At 71.9% G+C, this 26171-nt stretch carries 22 protein-coding genes and 2 pseudogenes; 10 read left to right on the forward strand and 14 right to left on the reverse strand.

Translation table 11 applies throughout. The annotated features are described in order from the left end of the window. Positions 1-85: 85 nt before the first annotated feature. Together AB0F61_RS03910 and AB0F61_RS03915 are read right to left on the reverse strand one after the other, a co-directional pair. Positions 86-451, reverse strand: a complete 366-nt coding sequence (locus AB0F61_RS03910) for a hypothetical protein (protein ID WP_357803027.1) — start codon at positions 449-451, stop codon at positions 86-88. A 92-nt stretch (positions 452-543) separates the two neighbouring features. Further along, on the reverse strand, positions 544-1782 hold the full coding sequence (locus AB0F61_RS03915) for an acyltransferase (RefSeq protein WP_357803029.1): 1239 nt from the start codon (positions 1780-1782) through the stop codon (positions 544-546). A 265-nt stretch (positions 1783-2047) separates the two neighbouring features. Between AB0F61_RS03915 and AB0F61_RS03920 the strand changes: the two genes are divergently transcribed. Beyond that, entirely contained in the window at positions 2048-3193 is a 1146-nt protein-coding gene (locus tag AB0F61_RS03920) for a glycosyltransferase (RefSeq protein WP_357803031.1), read from the forward strand. Positions 3194-3329: 136 nt separating this feature from the next. Then, positions 3330-4382, forward strand: coding sequence for a pseudaminic acid synthase (pseI, locus tag AB0F61_RS03925; protein WP_357803033.1), 1053 nt, complete (start codon positions 3330-3332; stop codon positions 4380-4382). Positions 4383-4587: 205 nt separating this feature from the next. On the opposite strand, the gene AB0F61_RS03930 is transcribed toward pseI, so the two are convergent. The 4 genes from AB0F61_RS03930 to AB0F61_RS03945 are packed head-to-tail and all read right to left on the reverse strand — an operon-like array spanning position 4588 to position 7351. Beyond that, positions 4588-5097, reverse strand: a complete 510-nt coding sequence (locus tag AB0F61_RS03930) for a hypothetical protein (protein ID WP_357803035.1) — start codon at positions 5095-5097, stop codon at positions 4588-4590. Continuing rightward, positions 5081-5836 carry an SDR family NAD(P)-dependent oxidoreductase gene (locus AB0F61_RS03935; protein WP_357803037.1) on the reverse strand — a complete coding sequence of 252 codons (756 nt, stop codon included), beginning with the start codon at positions 5834-5836 and terminating at the stop codon, positions 5081-5083. Before AB0F61_RS03935 ends, AB0F61_RS03930 begins: the two co-directional genes overlap by 17 nt. Further along, entirely contained in the window at positions 5829-7103 is a 1275-nt protein-coding gene (locus tag AB0F61_RS03940; protein WP_357803039.1) for an AMP-binding protein, read from the reverse strand. The genes AB0F61_RS03935 and AB0F61_RS03940 overlap by 8 nt, the downstream gene beginning before the upstream one ends. Then, on the reverse strand, positions 7100-7351 hold the full coding sequence (locus tag AB0F61_RS03945; RefSeq protein WP_091401397.1) for an acyl carrier protein: 252 nt from the start codon (positions 7349-7351) through the stop codon (positions 7100-7102). Before AB0F61_RS03945 ends, AB0F61_RS03940 begins: the two co-directional genes overlap by 4 nt. 100 nt (positions 7352-7451) lie before the next feature. Between AB0F61_RS03945 and AB0F61_RS03950 the strand changes: the two genes are divergently transcribed. After that, entirely contained in the window at positions 7452-7961 is a 510-nt protein-coding gene (locus AB0F61_RS03950) for a GNAT family N-acetyltransferase (protein ID WP_357803041.1), read from the forward strand. Positions 7962-8054: 93 nt separating this feature from the next. On the opposite strand, the gene AB0F61_RS03955 is transcribed toward AB0F61_RS03950, so the two are convergent. Further along, entirely contained in the window at positions 8055-9788 is a 1734-nt protein-coding gene (locus tag AB0F61_RS03955; RefSeq protein ID WP_357803043.1) for a hypothetical protein, read from the reverse strand. Positions 9789-10152: 364 nt separating this feature from the next. Between AB0F61_RS03955 and pseB the strand changes: the two genes are divergently transcribed. Genes pseB through AB0F61_RS03990 form a run of 7 tightly spaced genes read left to right on the forward strand, consistent with a single transcriptional unit; the run spans position 10153 to position 17460 of the window. Next, positions 10153-11136 carry a UDP-N-acetylglucosamine 4,6-dehydratase (inverting) gene (gene pseB, locus AB0F61_RS03960; protein WP_110561940.1) on the forward strand — a complete coding sequence of 328 codons (984 nt, stop codon included), beginning with the start codon at positions 10153-10155 and terminating at the stop codon, positions 11134-11136. Then, positions 11133-12290, forward strand: coding sequence for an aminotransferase class I/II-fold pyridoxal phosphate-dependent enzyme (locus AB0F61_RS03965; RefSeq protein ID WP_357803045.1), 1158 nt, complete (start codon positions 11133-11135; stop codon positions 12288-12290). The genes pseB and AB0F61_RS03965 overlap by 4 nt, the downstream gene beginning before the upstream one ends. Before the next feature lie 10 nt (positions 12291-12300). Next, a complete protein-coding gene (locus AB0F61_RS03970; RefSeq protein ID WP_357803047.1) occupies positions 12301-13149 on the forward strand; it encodes a hypothetical protein in 849 nt (282 codons plus the stop codon). After that, positions 13139-14962, forward strand: coding sequence for a class I SAM-dependent methyltransferase (locus tag AB0F61_RS03975; RefSeq protein WP_357803048.1), 1824 nt, complete (start codon positions 13139-13141; stop codon positions 14960-14962). The genes AB0F61_RS03970 and AB0F61_RS03975 overlap by 11 nt, the downstream gene beginning before the upstream one ends. A gap of 20 nt (positions 14963-14982) precedes the next feature. Beyond that, positions 14983-15735, forward strand: coding sequence for a glycosyltransferase family protein (locus tag AB0F61_RS03980; protein WP_357803228.1), 753 nt, complete (start codon positions 14983-14985; stop codon positions 15733-15735). Further along, positions 15732-16778 (forward strand): spore coat protein, encoded by a 1047-nt coding sequence (locus AB0F61_RS03985; RefSeq protein ID WP_357803230.1) that lies wholly within the window; start codon positions 15732-15734, stop codon positions 16776-16778. The genes AB0F61_RS03980 and AB0F61_RS03985 overlap by 4 nt, the downstream gene beginning before the upstream one ends. 46 nt (positions 16779-16824) lie before the next feature. Then, positions 16825-17460 (forward strand): alpha-ketoglutarate-dependent dioxygenase AlkB, encoded by a 636-nt coding sequence (locus AB0F61_RS03990; protein ID WP_357803049.1) that lies wholly within the window; start codon positions 16825-16827, stop codon positions 17458-17460. A 7-nt stretch (positions 17461-17467) separates the two neighbouring features. Here AB0F61_RS03990 and AB0F61_RS03995 read toward each other — a convergent pair whose 3' ends face one another. The 7 genes and pseudogenes from AB0F61_RS03995 to AB0F61_RS04025 form a co-directional block, all read right to left on the reverse strand. Next, positions 17468-18142: a response regulator transcription factor gene (locus tag AB0F61_RS03995; RefSeq protein ID WP_357803050.1), complete on the reverse strand. Its 675-nt coding sequence runs from the start codon at positions 18140-18142 to the stop codon at positions 17468-17470. Next, a complete protein-coding gene (locus AB0F61_RS04000; RefSeq protein WP_357803052.1) occupies positions 18139-19275 on the reverse strand; it encodes a histidine kinase in 1137 nt (378 codons plus the stop codon). The genes AB0F61_RS03995 and AB0F61_RS04000 overlap by 4 nt, the downstream gene beginning before the upstream one ends. 70 nt (positions 19276-19345) lie before the next feature. Then, on the reverse strand, positions 19346-19936 hold the full coding sequence (locus tag AB0F61_RS04005; protein WP_357803054.1) for a hypothetical protein: 591 nt from the start codon (positions 19934-19936) through the stop codon (positions 19346-19348). A gap of 166 nt (positions 19937-20102) precedes the next feature. Beyond that, the gene (locus tag AB0F61_RS04010; protein ID WP_357803232.1) at positions 20103-22787 is read right to left on the reverse strand and encodes a DNA topoisomerase (ATP-hydrolyzing); all 2685 of its coding nucleotides are present in this window, start codon (positions 22785-22787) and stop codon (positions 20103-20105) included. Positions 22788-22856: 69 nt separating this feature from the next. Next, a pseudogene (locus AB0F61_RS04015) lies at positions 22857-23663 on the reverse strand (LAGLIDADG family homing endonuclease); the annotation flags it as partial. Continuing rightward, positions 23637-23891, reverse strand: a pseudogene (locus tag AB0F61_RS04020) (DNA gyrase subunit A); the annotation flags it as partial. The pseudogenes AB0F61_RS04020 and AB0F61_RS04015, both read right to left, overlap by 27 nt. Positions 23892-23941: 50 nt before the next feature. After that, a complete protein-coding gene (locus tag AB0F61_RS04025) occupies positions 23942-26071 on the reverse strand; it encodes a DNA topoisomerase IV subunit B (RefSeq protein ID WP_357803234.1) in 2130 nt (709 codons plus the stop codon). Positions 26072-26171 lie beyond the last annotated feature (100 nt).

Raw genomic sequence — 26171 nt, forward strand, 5'->3', positions numbered from 1 at the left:
ACCCGGCCACGGCGGGCCACGGGTCGGCGGGGTGCGGAGCTGGTGGGTCGACGGAGCGCGGCGACGGGACGCTTGTCCCGGTGGCTCAGCGCCCGGGTGGACCTCGGGGTGCCCGGCTGCGGGGGCTGTCGACGAGGGGCAGCCGGTCGGGTCCGGCCGCGCGGACCGGCAGCGCGCCTGTCGCGATGACGCCCTGGTCACCGGGGAGCGCCGGTGGCGCGTCGACCGACCAGGCCGGGAGAGCCTCCTCGGCGGCACCCGCACTCGGCGCGGCACCCACGCTCGGGGCGACGGTCGGGGTCGGCGCGAAGGTCGGCTGCGACGGTGACACGGCGGCCGAGGCCGGGCCGGCGCCGAGCGCCAGGGCCGCGACGACGGCGAGGCTGGTCAGCACCCGGGTCGCCCAGCGCGCCACCCACCACAGCGGACAGGTGAGCGCGACCGGAAGCACGTCCCCACGCTACCGTCGCGCCGACCCGGGCGCATCGACCACGGGCGTGTCGACACACGCCGCGCCGAACCCGCTGACCAGGGTGGACGGTGTCAGCGGGTGTCCGCGTACGTTGATCGACTGCCGGGCTGGTCGGGCCCGCCGGCCTCGGTCCGGGGCCCGACGCCGCCGGTCTCGGGGGCGGCGTCGGCGGTGGCCCGGGTCCCGGCCGTGCGTTGTGCCGGGACGGACGCCGACCGGGCCGGACGGCGCGGCGCGAGCCGGCGCATCATCGGGGTTTCGACGTAGCGATGCAGCAGCCCGGCGAGGAGCAGGGTCACCAGCAGGAAAGCGAGTACCACGGCCGGGCCGCGCCAACCCTCGAAGCCGGTCCCCCAGTCCCCGGTGTAGCGCAGCACGCTCGTCATCACCAGCACGTGGACCAGGTAGAAGGCGAAGGAGACCTCGCCGAGCCAGACCAGCGGCCGGGACCGCCACGGTGACCGCCGGTCCCGCACGTCCGCGTCCGCGGCGGCGGTGATCACCAGCAGGTACCCGACAGCGAGCAGCGTGGTCCACAGCTCCGCGGGAATCCACTGCGCGGCTGCCGCCCAGATGCCCACGAAGATGACGCTGGCCCAGGTCAGCCCGGGGCCACGCCACAGACCACGACGCATCAACTCGGCCGCCACCGCGCCCAACCAGAACTCCAGCGACCGGACCGGCGGGAAGATCTGGGTGAACCACCACCGGCTCACCTCCGGCACCAGGTGCTGGGCCGGCCAGAGCGCGAGGATCAGCAGTGGCATCGCGACGACAAGCGCCCAGAGCAGCTTCGGCCGGGCCCGACGCAGCAACGGCAGCACCAGCGGCAGGCAGAGGTAGAAGAAGAACTCGCAGGAGAGCGACCAGCTCACCGTGTTGATGCTGTAGAACCAGCCCGGCCGCGGGTCCCAGGCCTGCAACAACAGCAGGTTCTCCAGCGCGGCCGCCGGCAGGACCGGGTCGGCGAACCACCAGGCGACGAGCAGCGTCGCCCCCCACAGCACCAGGTGGTTGGGGTAGATCTTGGCGACCCGTCGCCGCCAGAAGGTGCGTCGGGAGTCGCCCGTGCGGGCCGACCAGACCAGCACGAACCCGCTGAGGATGAAGAAGAACTGCACCCCGGACAGGCCGAGGCTGAACAGCTTGTCGACGACTGCCTTGTAGTCCGGCTCGGCGATGATCCGCATGGTGCCGGCGTGGAATCCGAAGACCAGCAGCGCGGCGATCCAGCGCAGCCCGGTCAGCGAGGGCAGCCGGGGCGGTGCGGGGGCCGGCCCGGCGGTTGACGCCGCCGCGGTGCTCGTCATGCGCGGATACCGAGGCTTGGCAGGGTCACCAGCACGTTCGTATCCTCCTCGGCGCGGCGTGGACGGCACGACGGCGACGCCCGCGGCGGCCCGGCGGGGCCGCACCCGGGGCACCCTACCGGGTCACTCCCGGGTGAACCGGACGTGTCCCACCCGTCACGGGTGCCGGCGTTAACCTTCCGCTGGGCGGGAGTTCAGCGACTCCACCATCGGCGGCCACGTGCGGTTCCGGGGCCGGTCACCCGCGTCGTCGAAGGTGGCGGGCGTGGTCAATGAGCCGGCACCCGCACCGCTGCTGAGCATCGTCGTGCCCGTGTACGGCGTCGAGGCGTACCTGTACCAGTGCCTCGAGTCGATCCGGGCCGACATCCCGGCCGGTGAGGTGGACGCGGTTGAGTTGATCGCCGTCGACGACGCCTCCCCGGACGGCTGCGGCGACATGCTGCGCTCGTACGCCGCCGGCCACGACCGGGTCCGCGTCGTGCACCTGAGCAAGAATGTGGGTCTGGGCCTGGCCCGCAACGCCGGGCTCGACGTGGCCACCGGCCGGTACGTCTGGTTCATCGACAGCGACGACTGGGTGCCGACGGGCACGATCGCGGCGGTGCTGGACCGGCTGCGTCAGCACCAGCCCGACGTGCTGATGCTCGACCACCTGCGGGTGCACGAGGACGGCCGGCGGGAGGTCGACGCGAGCAGTCACCTGCTGCACGGAATTGCCGGCGTGACCCGCCTGGACGACCAGCCGCACCTGCTGCGGGTGCAGCACACCGCCTGGAACAAGGTGGTCCGCCGGGACTTCCTGGACGAGCTGGAGCTGCGGTTCTTCCCCGGCTGGTACGAGGACATCCCGTTCAGCCATCCGCTGCTGATCGGCGCGGAGAAGATCTCCGTGCTGAACCGGGTCTGCTACCTGTACCGGCAGGGCCGGCACGGCGCGATCACCTCCACCCGCAGCGGGCGGCACTTCGACGCGTTCGCCCAGTACGAGCGCCTGTTGGACTGGGTCGCCCGCAGGCACCCGGACGAGCGGTTGCAGGCCGAGCTTTTCCAGCTCATGATCAGCCACTACCTGGTGGTGGTGGGCAACGACGGCCGGCTGCACCCACACCTGCGGCGGGACTTCTTCCACCGGGCCGCCGAGCACTACCGCCGGTACCTGCCCACCGGCGGCTATCCGCTGCCCGCCGGAGTGACCGGGCTCAAGCACCGCCTCGTCGGGCGCGGTGACTGGCTGGCGTACTCGGCGCTGCGTCAGGCGCACCGGGTCGCCGGTCGCCTGCGCCGCAGCGCCCCGGCCGGTGGCGCCGGCACCGCAGCCGGTCCGGTGAGCGCCGACGAGGACCCGGGTCGAGGGGCGGAGGTCGCGACGGTGCGGGACGGCGCGCTGGCCGGGGGCCGACTGCCGTGACCGGGACCACCGCACACCACGCCGGGAGCCGGATGGACTCCCGGCGCACTGGTTTTCCAGGTCGTCCGCCCACCGGGTGGACGACGACAACAGCACCACCGCACGCGGGTGCGGGCATACCGGAGCAGAGGTCGGAATGACGGCGACAATCAAGATCGGACCGCACCTGGTCGGTGCCGGGGAGCGACCGTTCGTGGTGGCCGAGATGTCCGGCAACCACAACGGTGATCTGGGCCGCGCGCTGGACATCGTCGACGCGGTGGCCGAGAGCGGGGCGCACGCGCTGAAGCTCCAGACGTACCGGCCGGACACGATCACGATCGACGTCGACACCCCGGCGTTCCGGATCTCCAGCGGGCACGAGTTGTGGGGTGGGGAGAACCTGTACCGCCTCTACGAGCGGGCGCACACCCCGTACGAGTGGCACGCCCCGATCTTCGAGCGGGCCCGCGAGCACGGCCTGACCGTCTTCTCGTCGCCGTTCGACGCGACAGCCGTGCGGCTACTGGAGTCGCTTGACGCGCCGGCGTACAAGATCGCTTCTTCGGAGCTTGTCGACCTGCCGCTGATCCGGCTCGTGGCCAGCACCGGCAAGCCGATGGTGATCTCCACGGGGATGGCGACGGTCGCCGAGATCGACGCCGCGGTGCGCACCGCCCGTGCCGGCGGTGCGGCGGGCATCGTCCTGCTGGCCTGCACCGCGTCCTACCCGGCGCCGCCGGCCGACAGCAACCTGCGGCGGTTGCCGGTGCTGGCGGGCGCGTTCGACGTGCCGGTCGGGCTCTCCGACCACACGCCCGGCATCGGGGTGGCGGTCGCCTCGGTGGCGCTCGGCGCGTGCTTCATCGAGAAGCACGTGACCCTGGACCGGGCCGACGGCGGCGTGGACTCGGACTTCTCGCTGAACCCGGCGGAGCTGACGGCGCTTGTCGCCGAGTCCGGCCGGGCGTACGCGGCGTTGGGTGGCACCGCGATCGGCCCGACCCCGGCCGAGCGGGAGGGGCTGCGGTTCCGCCGTTCGCTCTTCGTGGTCGAGGACGTGCGCGCCGGTGACCAGGTGACGAGCGACAACGTCAGGTCCATCCGGCCGGCCGGCGGGCTGCCGCCCGTGGAGATCGACCGGGTGCTGGGCCGCACCTTCGCCACCGACGTCCCGCGCGGCACCCCGCTGAGCTGGGACCTGATCTGACCGTCGCGTCGGGCTGGGCCGCCGGACGGCGAGCGGACCAGCCCGACCCTGGGCGGGGCTCAGCCGACACGCAGCCCGACCGTTGGGGCCTGGTTCAGCGCCTGTAGAGCTGCCCCGGACATGGGGCAGGGGGCGGTCCCACTGGCGCGGCTCACCGCCGGCTCGCAGTTCCGACGGTGAACGGTGCCCCGGATACGGGGCAGCTCTACAGGCTGGCGCGGACACCGAGCCGTGCCCAGGCACGGCCCGCGCGCTCTGCCGGCACGGAGCCGGGCGTGGCGGCACCGCCGGGCGGGCAGACACCGTCGGGCGCGGGGGCGACGCCGACGGTGACCACCAGGTCGGCCACCCGCAGGGTCCGCCAGACCGCCGACCCGTCGGCCGGCGTGCCCAGCCCGTGGCGACGCCACCACGCCGCCACCGGCACGTCGGCGAGCTTGCAGCAGCACTCGGCGCGGGTCCACCGCGCCCAGAAGTCCGCCACCCCGAACCGGCGGGCCAACGCCGGGGGCACCGGGGCGTCCGCGCGTTCCGCGTCGATGGCTACCCGCCACCCGGGCGTGGGGGGTCCGTACCAGCCGACGCAGCGTCCGTCGTCGAGGTGACTGCGGGTCACCGCGTCGGCCAGGTCAGCGGGTACGCCGATCCGCAGGTGCCGTTCGGCGGCGGCGAGCAGCACCGGCACCGGGCGCGGCGGGTCAGATGGACGCGGCACCGTCCACCACGATGACCTGGCCGTTGATGTTGGTCTGCTCCCGCAGCAGCATCCGCACCACGGGCGTGACCTCCGCCGGCTCGGTCAGGTGACCCGTCGGCGTGCGGCGCACGATCTGGTCGAGCTGGGTCGGGCCGAGCACTGCGGACATCTCCGAGGCGAAGAAGCCGGGAGCTACCGAGTTGACAAGCATCCGGCCGCCCAACTCCCGGGCGAGCGAGCGGGTGGCGGCGTCCATGCCGCCCTTGGTGGCCGAGTACGCGACCAGACCCGGGAAGCCGCGCTGCCCGCAGATCGAGGTGATGTTGACGATCCGCCCGCGCATGCCCTTGCCGAGCATCCGACGGACCACCAGCCGGGTGAGCTGCAACGGGGCGGTCAGGTTGGTCTCGATGATCCGGGCGATGTCGTCGGTGGCGGTGTGCACGTGCAGCGAGTCCTGCCCGACGGCGGCGTTGTTGACGATGCCGTCGATCGGTCCGAGGCGTTGCTCCACCTCGCGGACGAAGCTCTGCGCGGCCCGCAGGTCGGTGACGTCCACCGAGCCGACGTGCACCCGGTCGGGGTGCTCGGCGGCGAGCTTCGCCAACTCCGGCGTGACGGTGCGGGCGAACGCCGCCACCCGCACGCCCGCGTCGAGCAGGTCGGTGACGATGGCCAGGCCCAGCCCCCGGGAGCCGCCGGAGACGAGGACCACGGTGCTGGGCGGAACGAGCGGGGTGACGGTGGGATCAGACATCGCTCTTCAGGGTCTCCTTGACGGGAATCTCGGTCAGCACGCGGATGCGGCGGGGCACCGCGTGCTCGGGAAGCCGGTCGGCGCACCAGCGGACCAGCGCGGCCTCGTCGGGCACGGCGCGGTCGGACGGGTCGGTGGGAGTGAGGACCACCTCGGCGACCACCATCCGGCCGAGCACCGGGGCGCGGCGACCGGTCACCCGGGCCCAGGCCACCGCCGGATGCCCGGCCAGCACACCGCGGACCACCCCGGCGGAGACCTTGCTGCCGCCGACGTTGATCTCGTCGGAGTCGAGGCGGCCGGTGATCAGCACCCGGTCGTCGAGTACCTGCACCCGGTCCCCGGTGCGGATCGGGCCGGACAGCCCGGCCCCGTGGTGCGGGGAGGTGACCACCAGTTCGTCGTCGCGCACGGAGATCGTCGGCCGGCCCGGGGTCTGCCGGTCCAGCCAGTCCACCGGGAAGCCGGCCCGCCCGTCGTGCACCACAATGGACGCCCCCACCTCCGAGGACGCGTAGATCCAGGAGATCCGGGCCGCCGGGAAGACCTCCCGTAGCTGGTCCAGGATCGCCTGGTCCACCGGCTCCCCGCCGAGGGTGATCTGGCGCAGCGGCACCCGGGCCAGCGCGGCGGCGTCGCGGTAGAGGGTGCGCCGCCAGAAGGTCGGGGTGCCGGAGGCGGCGTCGACGCCGTGCGCGGCGGCGATGGTGGGCCAGTCGTCCAGCTCGTCGGGCTCGACCACCACGAGGTGCTGGCCGGGCTGGGTCAGCGACAGGGTGACCACCTGCCACCAGGCGTACGTGCCGGGGGCGTACGGACAGAGCCACGTCCGGGCGGGTTGCTCGGCCCGCACCGTGGTCAGCGTGTCGAGGGTGTGCCCGACCCGCTTGGGCCGCCCGGTCGAGCCCGAGGTCAGCAGCCACAGCCGGCCGGGCTCGGCGGGTCGCGGCCGGGTCGGGGCGCTCGGGTGCCCGCCGTCGTCGTCGAGGAGGCTGACGGTGAAACCGGCCGCCAGCAACTCCGTCCGCATCGCCGCGTCGACCCGACTCGCGGTGCCGAGCAGCAGCTCGGTGCCGTACACGGCGTGCTGCCGGGCGGCGGTGAGCGCGTGCACCGCGCGGTGGGCGAGCACCGCCGCGGGGTCGGGGAGCGTGGGCAGCGGCAGCGAGCGCCAGGTCAGCGTGGCGCCACCGACGACGAGCCGGTTGTCGGCACCAGCCGGCTCGGGGTGCGCCGGTGTGGGGTGGCCCGCCGTCGCGACGGTCACTGGTGCTGAAGCTCGACGAGGAAGTCGAGGACGTCTCCGACGGTGGCGATGCGGCGCAGGCCGGGGGCGTCGAAGTTGAGCTCCTCCCCCGTCTCGTCCTCCACCCGCAGGGCCAACTCGGAGAAGTCGAGCGACCGGAACCCGATCTCCCGCAACTGCGCCGCGTCGTCCGCGGGCAGCTCCTTGTCCTGGTTCTTCAGCACCTGAGCCATGAGGTCGCGGATCTGCGCGCGACTCAATTCGTTCATGCGGCGCAGTCTACAACCCAACGAATGCATATCCGCTTTCCCGGTAGGCCCGGGTAAGGTGCCCGGACCGGACGTGAACAGCTAAGAAAGCGAGACGCACGTGCTGCGCGAAGCGACGGCGGACGACGTTCACCTGATGTTGTCCTGGCGTAATCAGGAAACCAACCGGCAGGTCAGCAAGAACAGCCACGAAATCACCGCCGACGAGCACGCCCGGTGGTGGTCGGCGGTCCGCGACGATCCGTCCCGGCGGGTCCTGGTGTACGTCCGCGACGACCAGCCCTGCGGCGTGGTCACCTTCTTCGACCTGCGGTTCGACGGTCCTCGTACCGGGGCGTGGGGCTTCTATCTGGACGCCGACGGGCTGGCCGGGCGGGACGAGACGCTGCCCGCCTGGCTGGGGGTCATGCGGGAGGCCGTCGAGTACGCGTTCGACGGCCTGCACCTGGACCGGCTCGACGGCGAGGTGCTCGGCCACAATACCGTCGTCCGACAGATGAACAGGCGTTTCCGATTCGTCGAGGGCACCCCGAGACAGGAGCTGTCCGACGGTCGGGAAATCACCGTCATCCCGATTTCCCTGGCTCGGGCCGACCGCCGCCAACGCTGATTGTCGGGCCCGTGCGGGTAATGGACCTGAATCATTAACCGATGGTGTTCCCGGTGGACATCCGCCGTTCACGAATAGCGGTGTCCACCGGGGTCAGGCCCGCCGCCAGGCCGCCCAGTGCTGCACCGGGTTGCCGCCGAGCCGGACGAAGCCGTACGCGGTGCCGTCCCAGTCGTCCGGCTGGCCGGGCGCCCAACGGGCGAACACCACCTGCGCCGCGGCCGGCGGCTGCTCGCCGAACCACCGGACGTCGGTCCAGGTCACCTGGTGGCTCAGGTTGAACCGCAGGACGTAGTGCACGCCGGTCGAGGCCCAGACCCGTTCGCCGGGACGTACGCCGACGTCGGCGACCCGAGGCGTCGGCGCGGTGCTGGCGACGGCCGGCCGCACGATGCGGTGCTCGATCACCTGCATGGTGATGAGGTTGACCACGACGAGCACGCCGAGCATCGGCAACCGCAGTCGGGGCAGCAGCGCGGCGGCGACGAGCAGCAGGCAGCCGCCGATCCCCACCAGCGACCCGAGCACCGGGCGCATCTCCCGCCAGCCCCCGGTCAACGCAGCCAGGTCCGGCGCGCTGAAACCGCCGTAGCGCAACCGGTGACCCTGGCTTGCCACGTACGCGAGCCGGACGGCGATCAGCGCGCCGCCGCCGACAAGCACTGCCACCGCGACGGCCGCCCGGCGCAGCACCACCCGGTGGCCGGCGGTGAGCAGCACCCCGAGCCCGACCAGCAGCCAGAACGGCGCCAGCATCTGCACGTAGCGGCCGTAGATCGCGTCCAGCGGCTTGCCGGTGATGCCGGCCAGGATCACCGACGCCCCGCCGGCCACCCCGACGGTCACCACAAGCGCGACGCCCATCGTCCAGCGGGCGGCGTCGCCGTGCCGTGGACGCCACAGTTCGCGCACGGCGGCGGCCCAGGCCACCCCCGCCATCCCGAACGTGATCACCACGAGGTACCAGAGTTGGGTGGTGACGCCCGCGCCGACGCGGACCACACCCTGCACGGAGGCGACCGCCTCGACCGTGCCGCCGCCGGGGGTGCTGCCGAGCAGGTAGACCTTGTCGCCGAGGTAGCGGATGACGGCGGCGTTGACGAGTGCCGCGGCGAGCACCGGCAGCAGCGCCGCGAGCACCGTGGGCGGGCTGATCCGGCGGCGGACGAGCAGCAGCAGGACCAACCCGGCGTGCACCGCCACGATCACCAGGCCGCGCGAGTGCAGCAGGTGGAATCCGCCGACCAGCAGGCCGACGGTGGCGGCGGCGAGTGGGCCCGGCCGCTCGATCCAGCGGTGCACGGCGAGCAGCCAGGCGACGACGAGCGGGGCCATCACCGTGTCGATCATGGCGATGCCCGCGTAGAAGGCAGTGGCCGGCAGGGTCGCCGCCGCGACCGCGCCGAGCAGCGCGTACGACCGGCGCAGCCGGAGCAGGCGGCGGCCGAGCAGGTACGCCAGCGGCAACAGCGTCGAGTTCGCCATCGCGTTGATCAACTGGACGATCCGGTAGCTGTCGGTGAAGTCCCGGTCCCCGAGGAACGCCGGCGAGATCAGCATCGGGTAGCCGACCCGGCGCAGCAGGTCGTTCTCACTGCTGAACCCGCCCGGCCCACCGGCCAGCGCGCGGGCGGTGTTCAGGTAGCTGTCCTCGTCGGTGTGCGCGATCGGCAGCACGATGTGCCGGGACAGCCACATCCGCCAGGCGACGCTGAGCACCCAACCGACGACGAGCAGCACCGGCACCAACCAGCGCCGCGCGGGTGCCGACTCCGTCGACTCCGCCGCAACCGCCGGTCGCTCGATCACGTCGCTACCGGATGCCATCAACGCCTCCAGAACTGCCGGCCGGACCGGGCCCGCGCAGACCCGGCGGGCACGTCGGCCCGCACCGGTGACGCTCGGGGTGACCCGCTCGCACCGAGCCGGTGCGGATGTCGGGTGAACGCGCAACCGGCCGCGGACAGGGCCGCCGGGTCACTCGCGCGGTCACTGTAGCGGCCCGATCGGACCAGGTCAGGCCTCTCGCGGACAGGCCGGAAGTGTTCGCCTGCGCGGTGCTCGCCATTCACGGGAGCAGGGGCCGTGGTTAACCCACGAGCGTCGGGAAGTTAACCCGCCATGGCTAGCGTGTCACCCCGGTCGGCCGGCCGAGGGCCGCTCGTTCATCCACGATCACGGGAGCACCAAATTGAGTGAGTTGAATGGATCGTCCATTCTGATCACCGGGGGAACGGGTTCCTTCGGCAGGACCTTCCTCCGGCACATCCTCACCGAGGCGGACCCCGCCCGCGTGGTCGTGTTCTCCCGCGACGAACTCAAGCAGTACGAGCTGCGCCAGCAACTCGGTGACGACCCGCGGCTGCGCTGGTTCATCGGCGACATCCGGGACCGGCACCGCCTCACCCGGGCCATGCACGGGGTGGACCACGTGGTGCACGCCGCCGCGCTCAAGCAGGTGGACACCGCGGAGTACAACCCCTCCGAGTACATCGCCACCAACATCACCGGCTCGCAGCACGTCGTCGACGCCGCGATCGAGGCCGGCGTCAAGAAGGTCATCGCGCTCTCCACCGACAAGGCGTCCAGCCCGATCAACCTGTACGGCGCGACGAAGCTGGTCGGCGACAAGCTGTTCGTCTCGGCCAACCACTACGCCGCCCAGCACCCGACCCGGTTCGCCGTGGTGCGCTACGGCAACGTGGTGGGCAGCCGCGGCTCGGTCGTCCCGCTGTTCCGCCGGCTGGCCGCCGAGGGCAAGAGCCTGCCGATCACCGACAAGCGGATGACCCGCTTCTGGATCACGCTCGACCAGGCCGTGCAGTTCGTCATGGACTCGTTCGACCAGATGCAGGGTGGCGAGTTGTTCGTGCCCCGCATCCCGAGCATGCGCATCCTCGACCTGGTCGAGGCCGTGGCCCCCGACGCCACCACCCACGAGATCGGGATCCGGCCGGGCGAGAAACTGCACGAGGAGATGATCGCGCCCGACGACAGCCGCCGGACGCTGCGCGCCGACGGCCGGTTCATCGTCCAGCCGACCATCGCCACCTGGGGCTACCAGCCGCCGGTCGACTGCGACCCGGTGCCGGACGGCTTCGCCTACCAGTCGGACACCAACGACGAGTGGCTCACCGTCGAGCAACTGCGCGACATGCTCGGCCTCACCGCATGACGGGGATGCTCCCGTACGGCCGACACTCGGTCACCGAGGACGACATCGCAGCCGTCGCCGACGTGCTGCGCGGCGACTGGCTCACCACCGGCCCACAGGTCGACGCCTTCGAGGCCGACCTCGCCCGGTGGACCGGCGGGGTCGGCGTCGCCGCCGTCTCCAACGGCACCGCGGCGCTGCACGTGGCGTACGCGGCGGCCGGTGTGGGACCGGGTGACGAGGTGGTCGTCCCGCCGATGACGTTCGTGGCGACCGCCAGCAGCGCGATCGCCCTCGGCGCGAAGATCGTGTTCGCCGACGTCGACGACGAGACGTTCTGCCTCGACCCGGCCGCGGCCGCCGCCGCGGTCACCGCGCGGACCAAGGTCGTCGCCGCTGTCGACTACGCCGGCCACCCCGCCGACTACGACGCGCTGCGCAGGTCGGTCGCGGGCAGCGACGCATTGCTCCTCGCCGACGCGGCGCACTCGATCGGCGGGACGTACCACGGTCGGCCGGTCGGCTCACTCGCCGACCTGACCACGTTCTCGTTCTTCCCCACCAAGAACCTGACCACCGCCGAGGGTGGCGCGGTCGCCGCACTGGACCCGCGGATCCTCAAGCGGGCCCGCCGCTTCCGTGGCGTCGGGATGGTCCGCGACCGCGATGAGCTGCGCCTCGGCGACGAGGGCGGCTGGCACCAGGAGGTGCACGAGTTCGGGCTGAACTACCGCCTGCCGGACGTGCTCTGCGCCCTGGGCCGCAGCCAACTGCGCCGGCTCGGCGAGTTCAAGGCCCGACGCGCCGCCCTGGTCGCCCGCTACGACGAGGCACTTGCCGACCTGGACGGCGTACTCCGGCCGACCCGCAGGTCGTGGGCCGACCCGGCCTGGCACCTCTACCCGATCCGGGTGCTCGACGGGCGTCGCCGCGAGGTGTACGACCGGATGCGGGCCGCCGGCATCGGCGTCCAGGTCAACTACCTCCCGGTGCACTGGCACCCGGCCTTCGCCGACCTCGGCTACCGGCGCGGGTCCTGCCCGGTGGCCGAGTCGTTCTACCTCCAGCAGCTTTCGCTGCCGCTCTACCCGGGACTCAGCGACGCCGAGCAGGATCGCGTCATCGACGCGCTGACCGCGGCCCTGCGGGTCGGCTCGGTGCGTTCCGCCGCCTGATGGGAACCTGATGCACCACGCCAACCACTTCTACGGCCACGCGCACGTGCTGGCCCGCTACGCCGGTCTCGGCGACCGGCACCCACCGCGGATCAACGGGTACGTGCAGCACGGCTGGAACATCGGCGACGGCCTCGCGCCCGGTCACCCGTACGCCGAGCGCACCCCGAGCCTGCTCTGGTCGGAACAGACCCGCCGCCGGGCCTGGTCGGTGGGGCGGCGCAACGTGGTGGTCATCGGCGCGCCGTTCACCTACCTGCTGGCCCTGCGCCCCGAGCAACCGCCGGCCGAGGAGCGGGAGGGCACCATCTGGTACCCGTTCCACGGCTGGGAGGGCCAGCACGTCAAGGGCGACCACCGGAAGTTGATCGCACTGATCCGGGACACCGAGCCCGGCCCGGTCACCGTCTGCCTCTACTGGCACGAGTACCGGATGCGCAGCGTCCGCCGGCTCTACGAGCGCGCCGGCTTCCGGGTGATCTGCCACGGCTACCGGGGGCACTGGTGGAAGGACACCGACCCGGAGTTCCTCGACAAGCAGTTGACCGAGCTGCGTCGACACCGCCGGGTAGCATCCAACCGGCTGACCAGTGCGATCTTCTACGGCATCGCGGCCGGCTGCGAACCGGCGGTCTACGGCGACCCGATGATCCTGTCCAACGAGGACCCGACCTTCGGCGGGACGGCCCGCATCCGGCGGCAGTGGCCGCAGTTGCACGGCACCGAGGTCGACCTGCCCACCGCGGTCGAGATCGCCCGCGCCGAACTGGGCACCGACCACCGCTGCACGCCGGCAGAGCTGCGCGAGCTGCTCGGTTGGGCGAACCTCCAGGAGGAAGAGGACCACCGTGACGACTGAGACGGCACCCGCCGGCCGGATCACCCTGCCCGGCGGCGAGATGCTGGCCTGGTCCGACCTGCCGCAGCAGCGCCTGGCCGACGGTGGGCCCCTCGCCGCGCTGGCCGCCCGGCTCGTGCCGCCCGGCGCCCGGGTGCTGGTGGCCGGGCCACACGACCCGGCCCTGCTCGACCAGCTCGGCCACGCCGAGGTGACCTGCCTGCTGCGCAGCCACCCGGACGCGGTCGCGCTCGCCCAGCGAGCCGCCCACCTCGTGGTGGGTGGACCGGCCGGGTTGCCCGACGACGAGACCTACGACGTGGTGATCGCCGCCGCCGGGCTGGACCCGGTGGAGTCGGTGGAGGGCACCCGCCTCGGTTGGGACGGCGTGCTGGCGCGACTGGTCGCCGCGGTGCGACCGGGTGGCGCGCTGCTGCTGCGCGCGGACAACCCGCTGGGCCTGCACCGACTCGTCGCCACCACCCCCTGGTACGCCGGCCGGGAGGATTCCGCGTGGACGATCGGCGGGGTCCTCGACCGGACCCACCCGGCCAACCGGGACCAGCTCCGCGAGCGACTCACCACGGCGGGGCTGCGGCCCGTCGCGTGCTGGGCCGCGTACCCCGACGCCGGCACCCCGACGGCGTTGCTCGACGCCGACCACCTCGACCGGGACGCTGGCTCCGGCCTCTTCGACGCGGTGCTGCACGGCGCGTGTGCCGGCGGTTTCACCAGCGACACGGTGCTCCAGGACCCGTCCCGGCTGGCGGTGGACGCGCTGCACGCCGGCCGCGCCGCCGACCTCGCGCCGGGCTGGCTGGTGCTCGCCCACCGGCCCGCCGACCCGGCGGATCCGGGCACGCCGCCCGACGACCGGGATCTGCCGGTGGCGCTTGTGCAGACCGGGCGGCCCGGGATCGGCGTGCTGGAGGTGCTGCACGGCCCGTCGGGATGGCGTTGGGGTCGCGTCGCGACCACCGGCACGGACCTGCCGCCCGCCGCGCCGTTCGCCAGCCGCGAGGCCGCGTACCGGGACGCGGACGCGTTGTCCGGGCCGGTGCCGGCCGGTCGGCTGCTGCGTACCCTGCTGCTCGACGCGGCCCTGCGCCGCGACCTGGCCACCCTGCGCACGCTGCTGCACGGGTACGCGGGCTGGCTCGCCGACCAGGCCGACGCCGACGGCCGGATCGCCGGTGCGGCGGCGCTGGCCGGCACCGACAACGTGGTCGTCGACGGCGAGCGCTACGCGGTGCTCGACCCGAGCTGGCGGTCCACCGACCCACTGCCCGCCGACGTGGTGCTGGCCCGCGGGTTGTGGCGCTTCGCGGCGGGCCTGCTCACCGGCGGGTACGCCCACCCGTGGTCGTCCACCCTCGACGTCGCCGGTCTGACCGTGGTGCTCGGCGGCCTCGCCGGCCACGACCTGGACCGCGCGACAGTGAGCGAGGCGGTGGAGGCCGAGGCGGCCATCGCCGCGGCGCTGCACGGCCTGGACCCCGACGGCAGGCTCAACCTCGCCACCGAGCTGCACGCCGTCGTACCGACCGACCCGCCGGTCGGCGCGCGCAGCTACCAACAGCTCCACGAGGCGTGGCTGCGCCAACGCGAGGAGCTTGCCCGGTTGGCGGCACTGACCGCGTGGACCGAGGAGCTACTCACCTCCCGGGAGCGGGCACTGCGTCGGGCCGAGACGACCATCGGCCTGCTCAGCGGATCGCTCAGCTACCGGGTGGGCCGCCTCGCCATCACCCCCGCTCGGCTTGCCAAGCGGGGCGCCCGCGCCGCCAAGCGCCGGGCCACCGCCGCGCTCACCCCGAAGGAGGAGCAGCAGTGACCGGCGTACCGGCAGCCGGGCTGACCCCGACGAACGGCGCGGGGCCCCGGATCGTCGGCATCGTGCAGGCCCGGATGGGTTCGTCCCGGCTGCCCGGCAAGGTGCTCCGCCCGCTCGCCGGGCGTAGCGTGCTCGGCCGGGTGGTCCGCGCCGCCCGCGACAGCGGCGTCCTGGCCGACCTGGTGGTCGCGACCAGCACGGACACTGTCGACGACGCGGTGGTGGCCGAGTGCGCGCGGCTGGGTGTGCCGTGCCACCGCGGCCCGGTCGACGACGTGCTGGGCCGATTCGTGGGCGCGCTCGCGGCGCACCCGGGGGACGCGGTCATGCGGTTCACCGCCGACTGCCCACTGCTCGACCCGGAGATCATCGCCCTGGTCGCGTCGGTGTACCGGGCGGTCCCCGGGCTCGACTACGCGAGCACGTCGATCGCCCGCACCCTGCCCCGCGGGCTGGACGTCGAGATCATCGCGGCGGAGACGCTGCGCACCCTGGACCGGCTCGCCACCGACCACCACCGGGTGCACGTGACCTCGTACGCGTACACCCATCCGGAGCTGTTCCGGGTGCTCGGGGTGACGCTCACCCCGGACCGGTCGGCGCTGCGGCTGACCCTCGACACCGAGCGGGACTGGGCGCTGGTCAGCGCCGTCGTCGACCACTTCGGTGACGTCAGCGTGCCGCTGGCCAAGCTCGCCGACTGGCTGCACGGGCAACCCCACCTGCGCGCGCTCAACGCCGACGTCCGGCAGAAGCAACTGGAGGAGTGCTGAGCACGCCGCGGGTCGGGTTGCGCTGCGACGCCAGTCCACGGCGGGGCGTCGGCCACCTCGTGCGCTGCCTGGCACTCGCCGAGGAGTTCCTCGCCCGGGGTGCCCACGTCGCCGTGTTCGGCACCGTCGAACGGCTCCCCTGGGCCACCGCGGAGCTGGCCGCCCGGGGCATTCCCCTGCATCCGGGCCCGGACTCGCCGGACGGGCTGGTCGAGGCGGCCCGCCGACACCACCTGGACGTGCTGGTCCTCGACTCCTACGAGCTGGACCCGGCCGGGGCGGGCGCCCTCCGCGCCGCCGGCGTGTTCACCCTCGCCGTGATCGACGGGGACAGCCGGGGCCAGGACGCCGACCTCTACCTCGACCAGAACTTCGGCGCGGAGCTGCCAGGGTTGCCGGGTCGGCTGCTCGCCGGCAGCCGGTACGCCCTGCTGCGTGACTCCGTGATCACCGCCCGGCCGGCGACGCCCCCACAGGCCACGACGGTCAGCCGACCCCGGGTGCTGGCCTTCTTCGGCGGCACCGACGCGGTCGGTGCGGCACCGGTACTGACCCGGGTGCTCGTCGCCACCGGCCATCCGATGGACCTCACGGTCATCGTCGGTCGACCCGAGATCGAGGCCGAGGTCGAGGACGTCACCCCCGGCCGCGGGCAGATCATCCGGCCGGTGCCACCCACCGGCGCGTTGCCGGCACTGATCACCGAAGCCGACCTGGTGGTCAGCGCCGCCGGCACGTCCACCTGGGAACTCTGCTGCCTGGGCGCGCCCGCCGCGCTGGTGTGCGTGGTCGACAACCAACGTGAGTCGTACACCCGGGTGGTGCGGCACGGCCTCGCCGCCGGTCTCGGCGAGTTGCCGGAGCTGACCGCCGCCGGCGTCGCCGGACGGGCCACCCGCGCGGCGGCGGCGCGGACCCTGCTCGGGCTGCTCAGCTCACCGCAGCGGCGCGCGACGCTCGCCACGCAGGCCTGGTCGACCGTCGACGGGCAGGGCCGGGCCCGGGTCGTGGACGCGGTGCTGGAGGCCCTCCGCCCGAGCTGAGTCGACCATTGGCACGGGTGTACGAAAGTGCTGCTAGGGTGGCTGGATGACGCAGGCCGCCTACCAGCCGTCGATGCTCGACCTGGCCGACGCCGGGCCGACAGTGGGGCCCCTGCCCGGCCCGATCCGCCGGCACCAGCTCAGCCGGAACGCCTGGGTCGACCACCTTCCCGGCTGGGTGCACGGCTCCGACACGATCCTCGACACCCTGCTCACCGAGGTGCCCTGGCGTGCCGAGCGGCGCACCATGTACGACAGCGAGGTCGACGTGCCCCGCCTGCTCTGCTGGTACGACGGCGACCGGCAACTGCCCCACCCGGTGCTCACCGAGGCCCGGGCCGCGCTGACCCGGCACTACGCGCCCGAGTTGGGCGAGCCCTTCGTCACCGCCGGCATGTGTCTCTACCGGTCCGGCCGCGACAGCGTCGCCTGGCACGGCGACACCATCGGCCGGTCCGCGCACACCGACACCATCGTCGCGATCGTCTCCTTCGGCTCACCCCGACCACTGCTGCTACGCCCGCGCGGCGGTGGCGACAGCCTCCGCTTCCCGGTGGGCCACGGCGACCTGATCGTGATGGGCGGCTCGTGCCAACGCACCTGGGAGCACGCCATCCCGAAAACCACACGCCCGGTCGGCCCCCGGGTGAGCGTCCAGTTCCGCCCGGCCGGCGTGGCCTGAGGCAGGCTCAGCTCTCACCGACGGCGATCAGGCCGGTCTCGTAGGCGCAGATAACCGCCTGGGCACGGTCCCGGAGGCCGAGTTTGGTCAGCACGTTGCTGACATGGGTCTTCACGGTGTGCTCGCTGACCACCAGGGTCTCGGCGATCTCCGCGTTGGACAGACCTCGACCCAGCAGGTGCAGGGCCTCCCGTTCGCGGGCGGTGAGCACGTCGAGGCGGGCGTCGGACCCGCCGACCGACCGGGTCACACCACTGCGGTGGCGACCGGTGATGTCGGCGATGATCTGCCGGGTGACCGAGGGGGCGAGCAGCGAATCGCCGGAGGCCACCACCCGGACGGCATGGACGAGGTCCTCACGGCGTACGTCCTTGAGCAGGAAACCACTGGCACCGGCGTAGAGCGCCTCGTAGATGTAGTCGTCCTGGTCGAAGGTGGTGAGCATGATGACCCGGCTACCGGCGTCGGCACAGATACGACGGGCGGCCTCGATGCCGTCCATTACCGGCATCCGGATGTCCAGGAGCGCCACCTCCGGCCGGTGCTCCCGAACGGCGGCCACCGCCGCCTCGCCGTCACCGACTTCGGCAAGGACGGTGATGTCCGGTTGGGCGTCAAGGATCATGGCGAACCCGCTGCGCACAAGCTCCTGGTCGTCCGCGATCACCACCCGAATCGTCACGCCGGGAAGGGTAGCCGAACCTCGACGGTGAACCCGCGCCCACCGACGTCCGGCCCCGTTCTCGCCGTACCTCCGCAGGCGATCGCCCGTTCCCGGATGCCGACGAGGCCGTGCCCGCCACCCGGACCACCGCCTCCGGCACCGTCGTCGGCCACGGTGATCGTGAGGGCTTCGGGAGACCAGTCCAGGTGGACGTCGACGGTGCTGGCCGCCGCGTGCTTGACGGCGTTGGTCAGGGCCTCCTGGACGATGCGGTACGCCGCCAGCTCCACGTCGGCCGACACCGGGCGCTGCTCACCGGTCACCCGCAACCCGGCCGCCGGGACTCCGTCGACAAGCGGCCGCAGTTGGGCCAGGGTGGGCTGCGGACTGCGGGGGCCGGCCTCCGTGCGCAGCAGGCCGAGCATGCCCCGCAGTTGCACCATGGCGTCGCGGCCGGCGGCGGCGATCGCGTCGAACGCCGCCTCGGCCCGGTGCGGGGCGGTCCGCACCGCGACCGGTCCGGCCTCGGCCTGCACGATCATGAGGCTCACCGCGTGGGACAACACGTCGTGCATCTCCCGGGCGATTCGCGCCCGCTCGCGGATGGCGGCCCGATCGGCCTCGAACTCACGCTCACGCTCAGCCCGAAGCGCCCGATCCTCCAGCACTGTCGCGCGCTCCTGGCGAGCGTGGCTGAGTCGACCCAGGACGTAAGCGGTGAAGAAGACCAGGAAGGTGTAGAAGTACTCACTGATGCGGTTGGTGTTGAACGCCACCCCTGCCGCCACACCCGGGAAGGTGGCGGCGAGCGCTCCCCAGCGCTGCCGGCGACCCCCCAGCGCGGCGACCGTGTAGAGCGCGACAAGCCCGCCGTACGCGAGGGGCTGCCCTGGCGCGTCCACGGCCTTGCCCGCGATCGTGGCAAGTGCGACCACCACCAACACGGTGAACGGCACCCGTCTGCGCCAGATCAGCGGGATCGCCGTACCCGCGCTGATCAGGTACGCCAGCAGCCCCGGTGCGCCACCCCGCTGGGGGAGCACGAACGGCAGCGACACCGCGACGAGAACGAACACGGCGATGGCCGCATCCACCACGTACGGATTGGTGGTGCGTACGAGACGGGCGAACGACATCGCGACAGTGTGCATCAGCCCTGACCCTCCTTCCCACGGGCGGCCGATCCCCCGGCCCCGGGGGGATCGGTTCGGGACCCGCCGCTCAGGCGAGGGCCGGCACCGGGCTCGCCGGGGTGGCGGCGGTGGCGCGGCGGGCCAGCGGAAGGAAGGAGACCAGCAACAGGACCGATCCCAGCGGAATCAGGTCCTTGTCGATGAACGGCGTGGCAAGGTCGGCCAGCACCAGGACCGGCGTCCACACCTTGACCCGGCGCCGCACCGCGAGCAGGACGACCAACGCGAGCTGGCCGAGGTAGAAGGCGTAGGGCCCGAAATCGTAGGCCAGCTGCGAGATTCCCGGCAGGGTGCGTACCTGGTGAATGATCATGCTCATGCCGTAGTTGTCGGTGGACAGCAAGCCGGCCACCAGGTCGATCGAGAACTGGGTGATCAGCGCCAGCGCACCGACGGTGCCGGCCGTGGCGAACACCGTCGCCAGGACCCGGCCGCCGGTCATGCGGCGCATCTGCCAGAACACCGAGACGAACGCGACGAGCGCGCCGATGAACGCGACGTGCCCGATGGTCCAGGCTGGGCCGGGACCACGCTCGCCGTCCAGACCGTCGACGAGACGGATGATGCCATAGCTCATCACCAGGACCGGGGCGGCGATGAAAGCGGGGCGAAACTCCATTGTGGTGACTCCTCGGGGTGCTTGCGTCGTGTGTTCGACGTGGTCAAGCCTCCCGTTTCGCCGCCCCGACGGCATCGCGCCGCCGGGCGATCTTGCCGGTGCCCGCCATCTCCCCCGCACGCATGAGAGCCTCCCTCGCACGCATGAGTGCCCCCCTCTGGGGGGGTCAGTCGCGTTCGATCACGTGGCCGACCACCGTCGGGCCGAGCATCACCGCGAAGCCGGAGCCGTCGCGGCGGGGATCCGCCGCCGGCAACTCCACCGGATCACCGGTGCCGGTCGCGCCGACCGGACGCGGACCCACCCAGGCCACGACCACGTCGGTCTCACCCTTGAGGAAGCGGTGCGCACGCACACCGCCGGTCGCCCGACCCTTCGCCGGGTACGCCTTGAACGGCGTCACCTTGACCGTCGCGCCGGTGGAGGTGACCACCATCGGCTCGCCATGCCCCGGGTCGTCGGTGCGGACCGCGCCGAAGAACGCCACCCGCGCCCCGGCCGGCAGGTTGATGCCGGCCATCCCGCCACCCTTGAGGCCCTGCGGACGGACCAGCCCGGCGGGGAACCGCAACAGCGACGCCTCCGACGTGACGAACGTGAGCGATTCGGTGCCGTCGGCCAACCAGGTCGCACCGACCACCTCGTCGCCGTCCCGCAGGCCGATCACCTCGAACTCGTCGGAGCGCACCGGCCACTCCGGCGCGCAGATCTTCACCACGCCCTGCCGGGTGCCCAACGCCAGCCCCGGAGAACCCTCTGCCTGCCCGCCCAGCGGGGCCAGGCCGACGACCGTCTCCCCCGCCGCCAACGGCACCAACTCGGCCGCGGACATGCCGCCCCGCAGCGATACCGTGCCGGCCTGCTCGGGCAACACCGGCAGCGGCAGGACGTCCACCTTGAAGGCCCGGCCAGCGCTTGTCAGCAACAGCACCCGACCCCGGGCCGTGGAGTGCACGATGGCACGTACCGTGTCGTGCTTGACCCGGCCGTTGCGCCGACGCCCCTCGGCGCTCTCCTCCGACTCGGCCGCGGTCCGCGCGACCAGCCCGGTCGCGGAGAGGATCACCTGGCACGGGTCGTCGGCGACTTCGAGGGGGCCGGCCGGCGCGGACGCGGCCAACACCTCCTTGAGGTCCCCGTCGACAAGCGTCGTCCGCCGTTCGGTGCCGAACTGCTTGACCACGGCGGCCAACTCGTCGGAGACCACCTTCCGGAGCACCCGCTCGTCGTCGAGGATCTTGCTCAGCTCGGCGATCTCGGCGCGCAGTCGTTCCTGCTCGGCCTCCAGCTCGATCCGGTCGAACTTGGTCAGCCGGCGCAGCGGAGTGTCCAGGATGTAGGTGGCCTGGATGTCGGACAGGCCGAACCGGCTCATCAGCCCGTCCTTCGCGGCCTGCGCGTCGTCGCTGCCCCGGATCAGCCGGACCACCTCGTCGATGTCCAGCAGGGCGATCAGCAGACCGTCGACCAGGTGCAGCCGCTCCTGGCGCTTACGCCGACGGTACGAGGTGCGCCGGGTGACCACCTCGTAGCGGTGCGCCAGGAAGACCTCCAGCAGCGCCTTGAGCCCCAGCGTGCGCGGCTGCCCGTCGACCAGGACCAGGTTGTTGACGCCGAACGACTGCTCCAACGGGGTCAGCCGGTAGAGGTCGGCGAGCAACGCCTGTGGGTTGACGCCCACCTTGCACTCGACGACGAGCCGGGTGCCGCTCTCCCGGTCGGTGAGGTCCTTGACGTCGGCGATGCCGGTCAGCCGCTTGGTCTTGGTGACCTCGTTGGTGATCGCGGCGATGACCTTCTCCGCGCCGACGCCGTAGGGCAGCTCGACCACCGTGATCGCCTGGCGGCCCCGGCTGCCCTCGATCGGGCCGATCTCCACCTTGCCGCGCATCCGCACCACACCGCGCCCGGTCTCGTACGCCCGACGCACCTCGTCCAGGCCGAGCAGCACCCCACCGGTGGGCAGGTCGGGGCCGGGGACGAACTCCATGAGCTTGTCCAGGGTGGCGTCCGGGTGGTTGATCAGCCAGCGGGCCGCGGAGACGACCTCGGCGAGGTTGTGCGGGATCATGTTGGTGGCCATCCCGACCGCGATCCCGGACGCGCCGTTGACCAGCAGGTTGGGGAACGCGGCCGGCAGCACGGTCGGCTGGGTCAGCGACCCGTCGTAGTTGGGCTCGACGTCGACGGTGTCCTCGCCCAGCTCACCGACGAGCAGCATGGCCTCCCGGGACATTCGGGCTTCCGTGTAGCGCGAAGCTGCCGGGCCGTCGTCGGGAGAGCCGAAGTTGCCATGGCCGTCGATGAGCGGCACGTTGAGCGAGAAGTCCTGTGCGAGGCGGACCATGGCGTCGTAGATCGCCGTGTCGCCGTGCGGATGGTACTTACCCATGCAGTTGTGGACAACGTAACCCTCGGCAACAAAGGCGTGCTCGTCGCTGCCGACCTGAATGTCGTAGGTGACGTCCGGCGACACCGGCTCTACCGAGGTGACCCGAAGGAACGAACTGCCGACCAACGCGTCAAGCCGAGCAGCGAGCGGCGAGCCGAGGCGGTGGAGTTTGCGGATCCAGCCGTCTCGTACCGCGCGCTCCAATTGGAAAGATCGGTCAGCGAGCAGAACACCATTACGGTCCTTGCCATATCGCACCTTCGGCCCGCCGCTCGCCGAAAGCGAGTCCCGGAACGCTTGGCCATCCCGGTCCCGAAACCACCCGCCGCCCTGGTGCGCGGCCGTGAACTCGGCGATGACCGGGCCGTACGGCAGCCGGTCGTTGCCCTGCTTGCCGCTGTACTGGTAGTCGATCTCGGCGACCCGTTGCAAGTCGTCGTGCTTGTAACCGATCCGCACCCACGGCAGCAGAAGACGGGCGAGAGCCGAGGCGTCTCGGCCGCTGACCGACAGGCCAAGAAGTGGGTTCTCCTGTGAGCGACGGCCGCTGGTCCAGTGGTGCCCGTGTAGCCCCAGGTCGGCAAGCATGGCGTAAATCTGCCGCACCAGTACCTCGCTGGTGCTGACGAAGACAATCTCCCGAAAACGCTTACGAATGTAGCCGTCTCCATCGAAGAAGCCGGCAAGAAATGGCACCCAGGCCGATCGGTCGCCAATGATGTCGCCGGGCACATACTTGTCGCGGCTGAGCGGCCGCGTGGCCTCCAGCAGCCCTTCGTGTCGGCTGAAGGTAAGGATGTGCTGGTCGCGATGCAACGGATTCTGGGCCTCACGCTTCCCTCGGGAAACGTTCAGCCCACTGTCGATGGCCCAACCATGGGCGACATCCAGCGGCTCGATGTCACACATGTGGATCCGGACCCGACCGTCCGCCGCGCGAGATCGGTGCACAGGGAAGCCCTCGGCCACCAGTAGCCCGCGCACATAGTCGTAGACGTCGCCGGTCGGTGTTGACACCACATTTCGGCGGCTGCCGTACGCCAGCGCCAACTGCCCCGGGAGTTCCCGAGCCTCCACCCACTTGACAGAAAGGTCATCGGCGACCACGCGGAAGCGCTGGCCCGGGGTGACGAGCATCGTGTGCCCGTTGCTCCAGGTGACGCGTACGAGGTCGGACACCGGATTCTGATAGACAGCGGTCACCGGCACCGGGGTGCCAGCACCATCCAGAACCAGGTCACCGACCTCGATCTCCTCAATGGCCCGGAGGCCAGCGGGCGTCGAGACGAGTGTGCCGGCGACGAAGCAGTCGCCCACAATTCGGGCAGACTTCACGTGCCCGCGATCCGGGCGGTAGCCCTGCTCGTACATCGACCAGAGGATGCGCCGGTGCACGGGCTTGAGGCCGTCGCGCGCGTCGGGCAGGGCGCGGGAGTGGATGACCGAGAACGCGTACTCCAGATAGGAGTCGGACACCTCGGTGACCAGCGGGTTGTCGAAGACCCGCGCGCCGGCCTGGTCGAACGAGGAGAGGTCGACCTTGTTTTCCTTACGGCGTGCCATGACTCAGCTCTCCACTGGAACGGAACGGACGCTGCACCGAACTCGCTCGCTCATGCGTCGATCGCATCCCGGTCGACGCGGTCGGCGGAGTCGATGAGCCAGTTGCGACGCGGCTCGACCTTCTCGCCCATCAGCAGTTCGAGGATGCGTTCGGCGGCGTCGACGTCGTCGAGGGTGATCCGTCGGACGGCCCGGGTGGCCGGGTTCATCGTGGTGTCCCACAACTCGTCCGCGTCCATCTCACCGAGACCCTTGAAGCGTGGGATGGGCGTGACGATCTGCTTGCCGGCCTTCTCCAGCTTGCGGACCGTCGTCTCCATCTCAGCCTGGGTGTAGGTGTAGACGGTCTGCGGGCTACGCCCCCTGGTGGTGATCTTGTGCAGGGGTGGCATCGCGGCGTAGAGCCGACCGGCCTCGATCAGCGGCCGCATGTAGCGGGCGAAGAGAGTGATCAGCAGCGTACGGATGTGCGCGCCGTCCACATCGGCGTCGGCCATGATCAGCACTCGGCCGTAGCGCAGCGCGGCCAGGTCGAACGTGCGCCCCGAGCCGGCCCCGAGGACCTGGACGATGGCCGCACACTCGGCATTGTCCAGAACCTGCTGGAGGTTGGCCTTCTGCACATTGAGGATCTTGCCGCGGATCGGCAGCAGCGCCTGGTATTCCGAGGAACGGGCCATGCGGCTCGTGCCGAGGGCGCTGTCGCCCTCCACGATGAACAGCTCGCTGCGGTCGATGCCGGTGGCCCGGCAGTCGACGAGCTTCGGCGGCATCGACGCGCCCTCCAGGGCGGTCTTGCGCCGGGCGGCGTCCTTTTGCTGCTTCTGGGTGAGGCGCACCCGGGCCGCGTCGACGATCTTCTGCAGGACGGTGCGTGCCTCGGCCTTGGTGCGCCGGTCCTCCAGCCAGGCCTTCACGTGCGCGTCGACAAGGCTCTGGAGCACCTTGGTGATCCCCGGGGTGGAGAGCTCGTCCTTGGTCTGCGAGGTGAACTGCGGCTCGGGGATGCGCACGTGCACCACCGCGGTCATCCCCTCCAGGACGTCGTCCAGCAGGGGCGGCTCCTCCTTGGCCTTGAGCAGACCGCGGGTGTTGCGGACCGCCTCGGCGAGGGCGCGGACGAGAGCCCGCTCGAAGCCCTTGCGGTGGGTGCCGCCGTGCGCGTTGCGGATGGTGTTGGTGAAGCACTCGACAGTGCGTTCGTAGCCGGTGCCCCACCGGAACGCCACCTCGACCTCGGCGCGCCGCTGCACGTTCGACTGCATGACGCCGTTGGCGTCGGCGGCGTTCTCCCGGTAGGTCCCCTCGCCGTTGACGAGCAGGGTGCCGGAGACGGGCCGGTCGCCGGCCGGGGCCAGGAACTCCACCATGTCGCTGAGCCCGTTGGGGTAGTGGAACCGCTCCTCGGCGGGTGCCTCACCGGTCAGGTCGCGCAGCAGGTAGGTCACGCCGGGGACCAGGAAGGCGGTGTTGCGCAGCTTGGTGCGGACCGCGTCCACGTCGAGCGCGGCGCCGGTCTCGAAGTAGCGGGCGTCGTGCCACCAGCGGATCGAGGTGCCGGTGCGCTGACCGCGCTTCATCGCGCCGATGACCTGGAGCCCGGGGCCGGCGGTGAAGGGCGCGTCCGGCCCGGCGCCGTCGAAGATGCCGGGGACGCCGTGTCGGAACGACATCGTGTGGATCTTGCCGGCCCGGCGGACGGTCACGTCGAACCGGCGGGACAGCGCGTTGACCGCCGAGGCGCCGACGCCGTGCAGGCCGCCGGAGGTCTTGTAGCCGGAGCCGCCGAACTTGCCGCCGGCGTGCAGCCGGGTGAGCACCAGCTCGACGCCGGAGATGCCGGACTTGGCATGCACGTCGGTGGGGATGCCCCGGCCGTCGTCGTCGACCTGCACCGAGCCGTCGGCGTGCAGGATCACCTCGACGGTGCTGGCGTGGCCGGCGACACCCTCGTCGGTGGAGTTGTCGAGGATCTCGTTGACGAGGTGACCCACGCCACGGCTGTCGGTGGAGCCGATGTACATGCCGGGCCGCTTACGGACAGCGTCCAGCCCCTCAAGGTGGGTGAGGTCATCGGCCCCATACAGGGTGTCAGGCTCTGCGGTCAACTGGTCGTACTCCCCGGTCTCGGCTGTGTGCTGCCCGTCACCGGCGACATCAGCCGGCGTGGCGCGCCGCAGCGAGCCTAGCCCGAGGCTAGGACAACTCCCGGAGGACCTACGCGACCCGCCGCGCGCCGGCCGCCGGACGTGAGCCAACGAACACCCACTCGGTGATCAC

This window comes from Micromonospora sp. NPDC023888, from assembly GCF_040639415.1.
In the GTDB taxonomy this organism is placed as follows: domain Bacteria; phylum Actinomycetota; class Actinomycetes; order Mycobacteriales; family Micromonosporaceae; genus Micromonospora.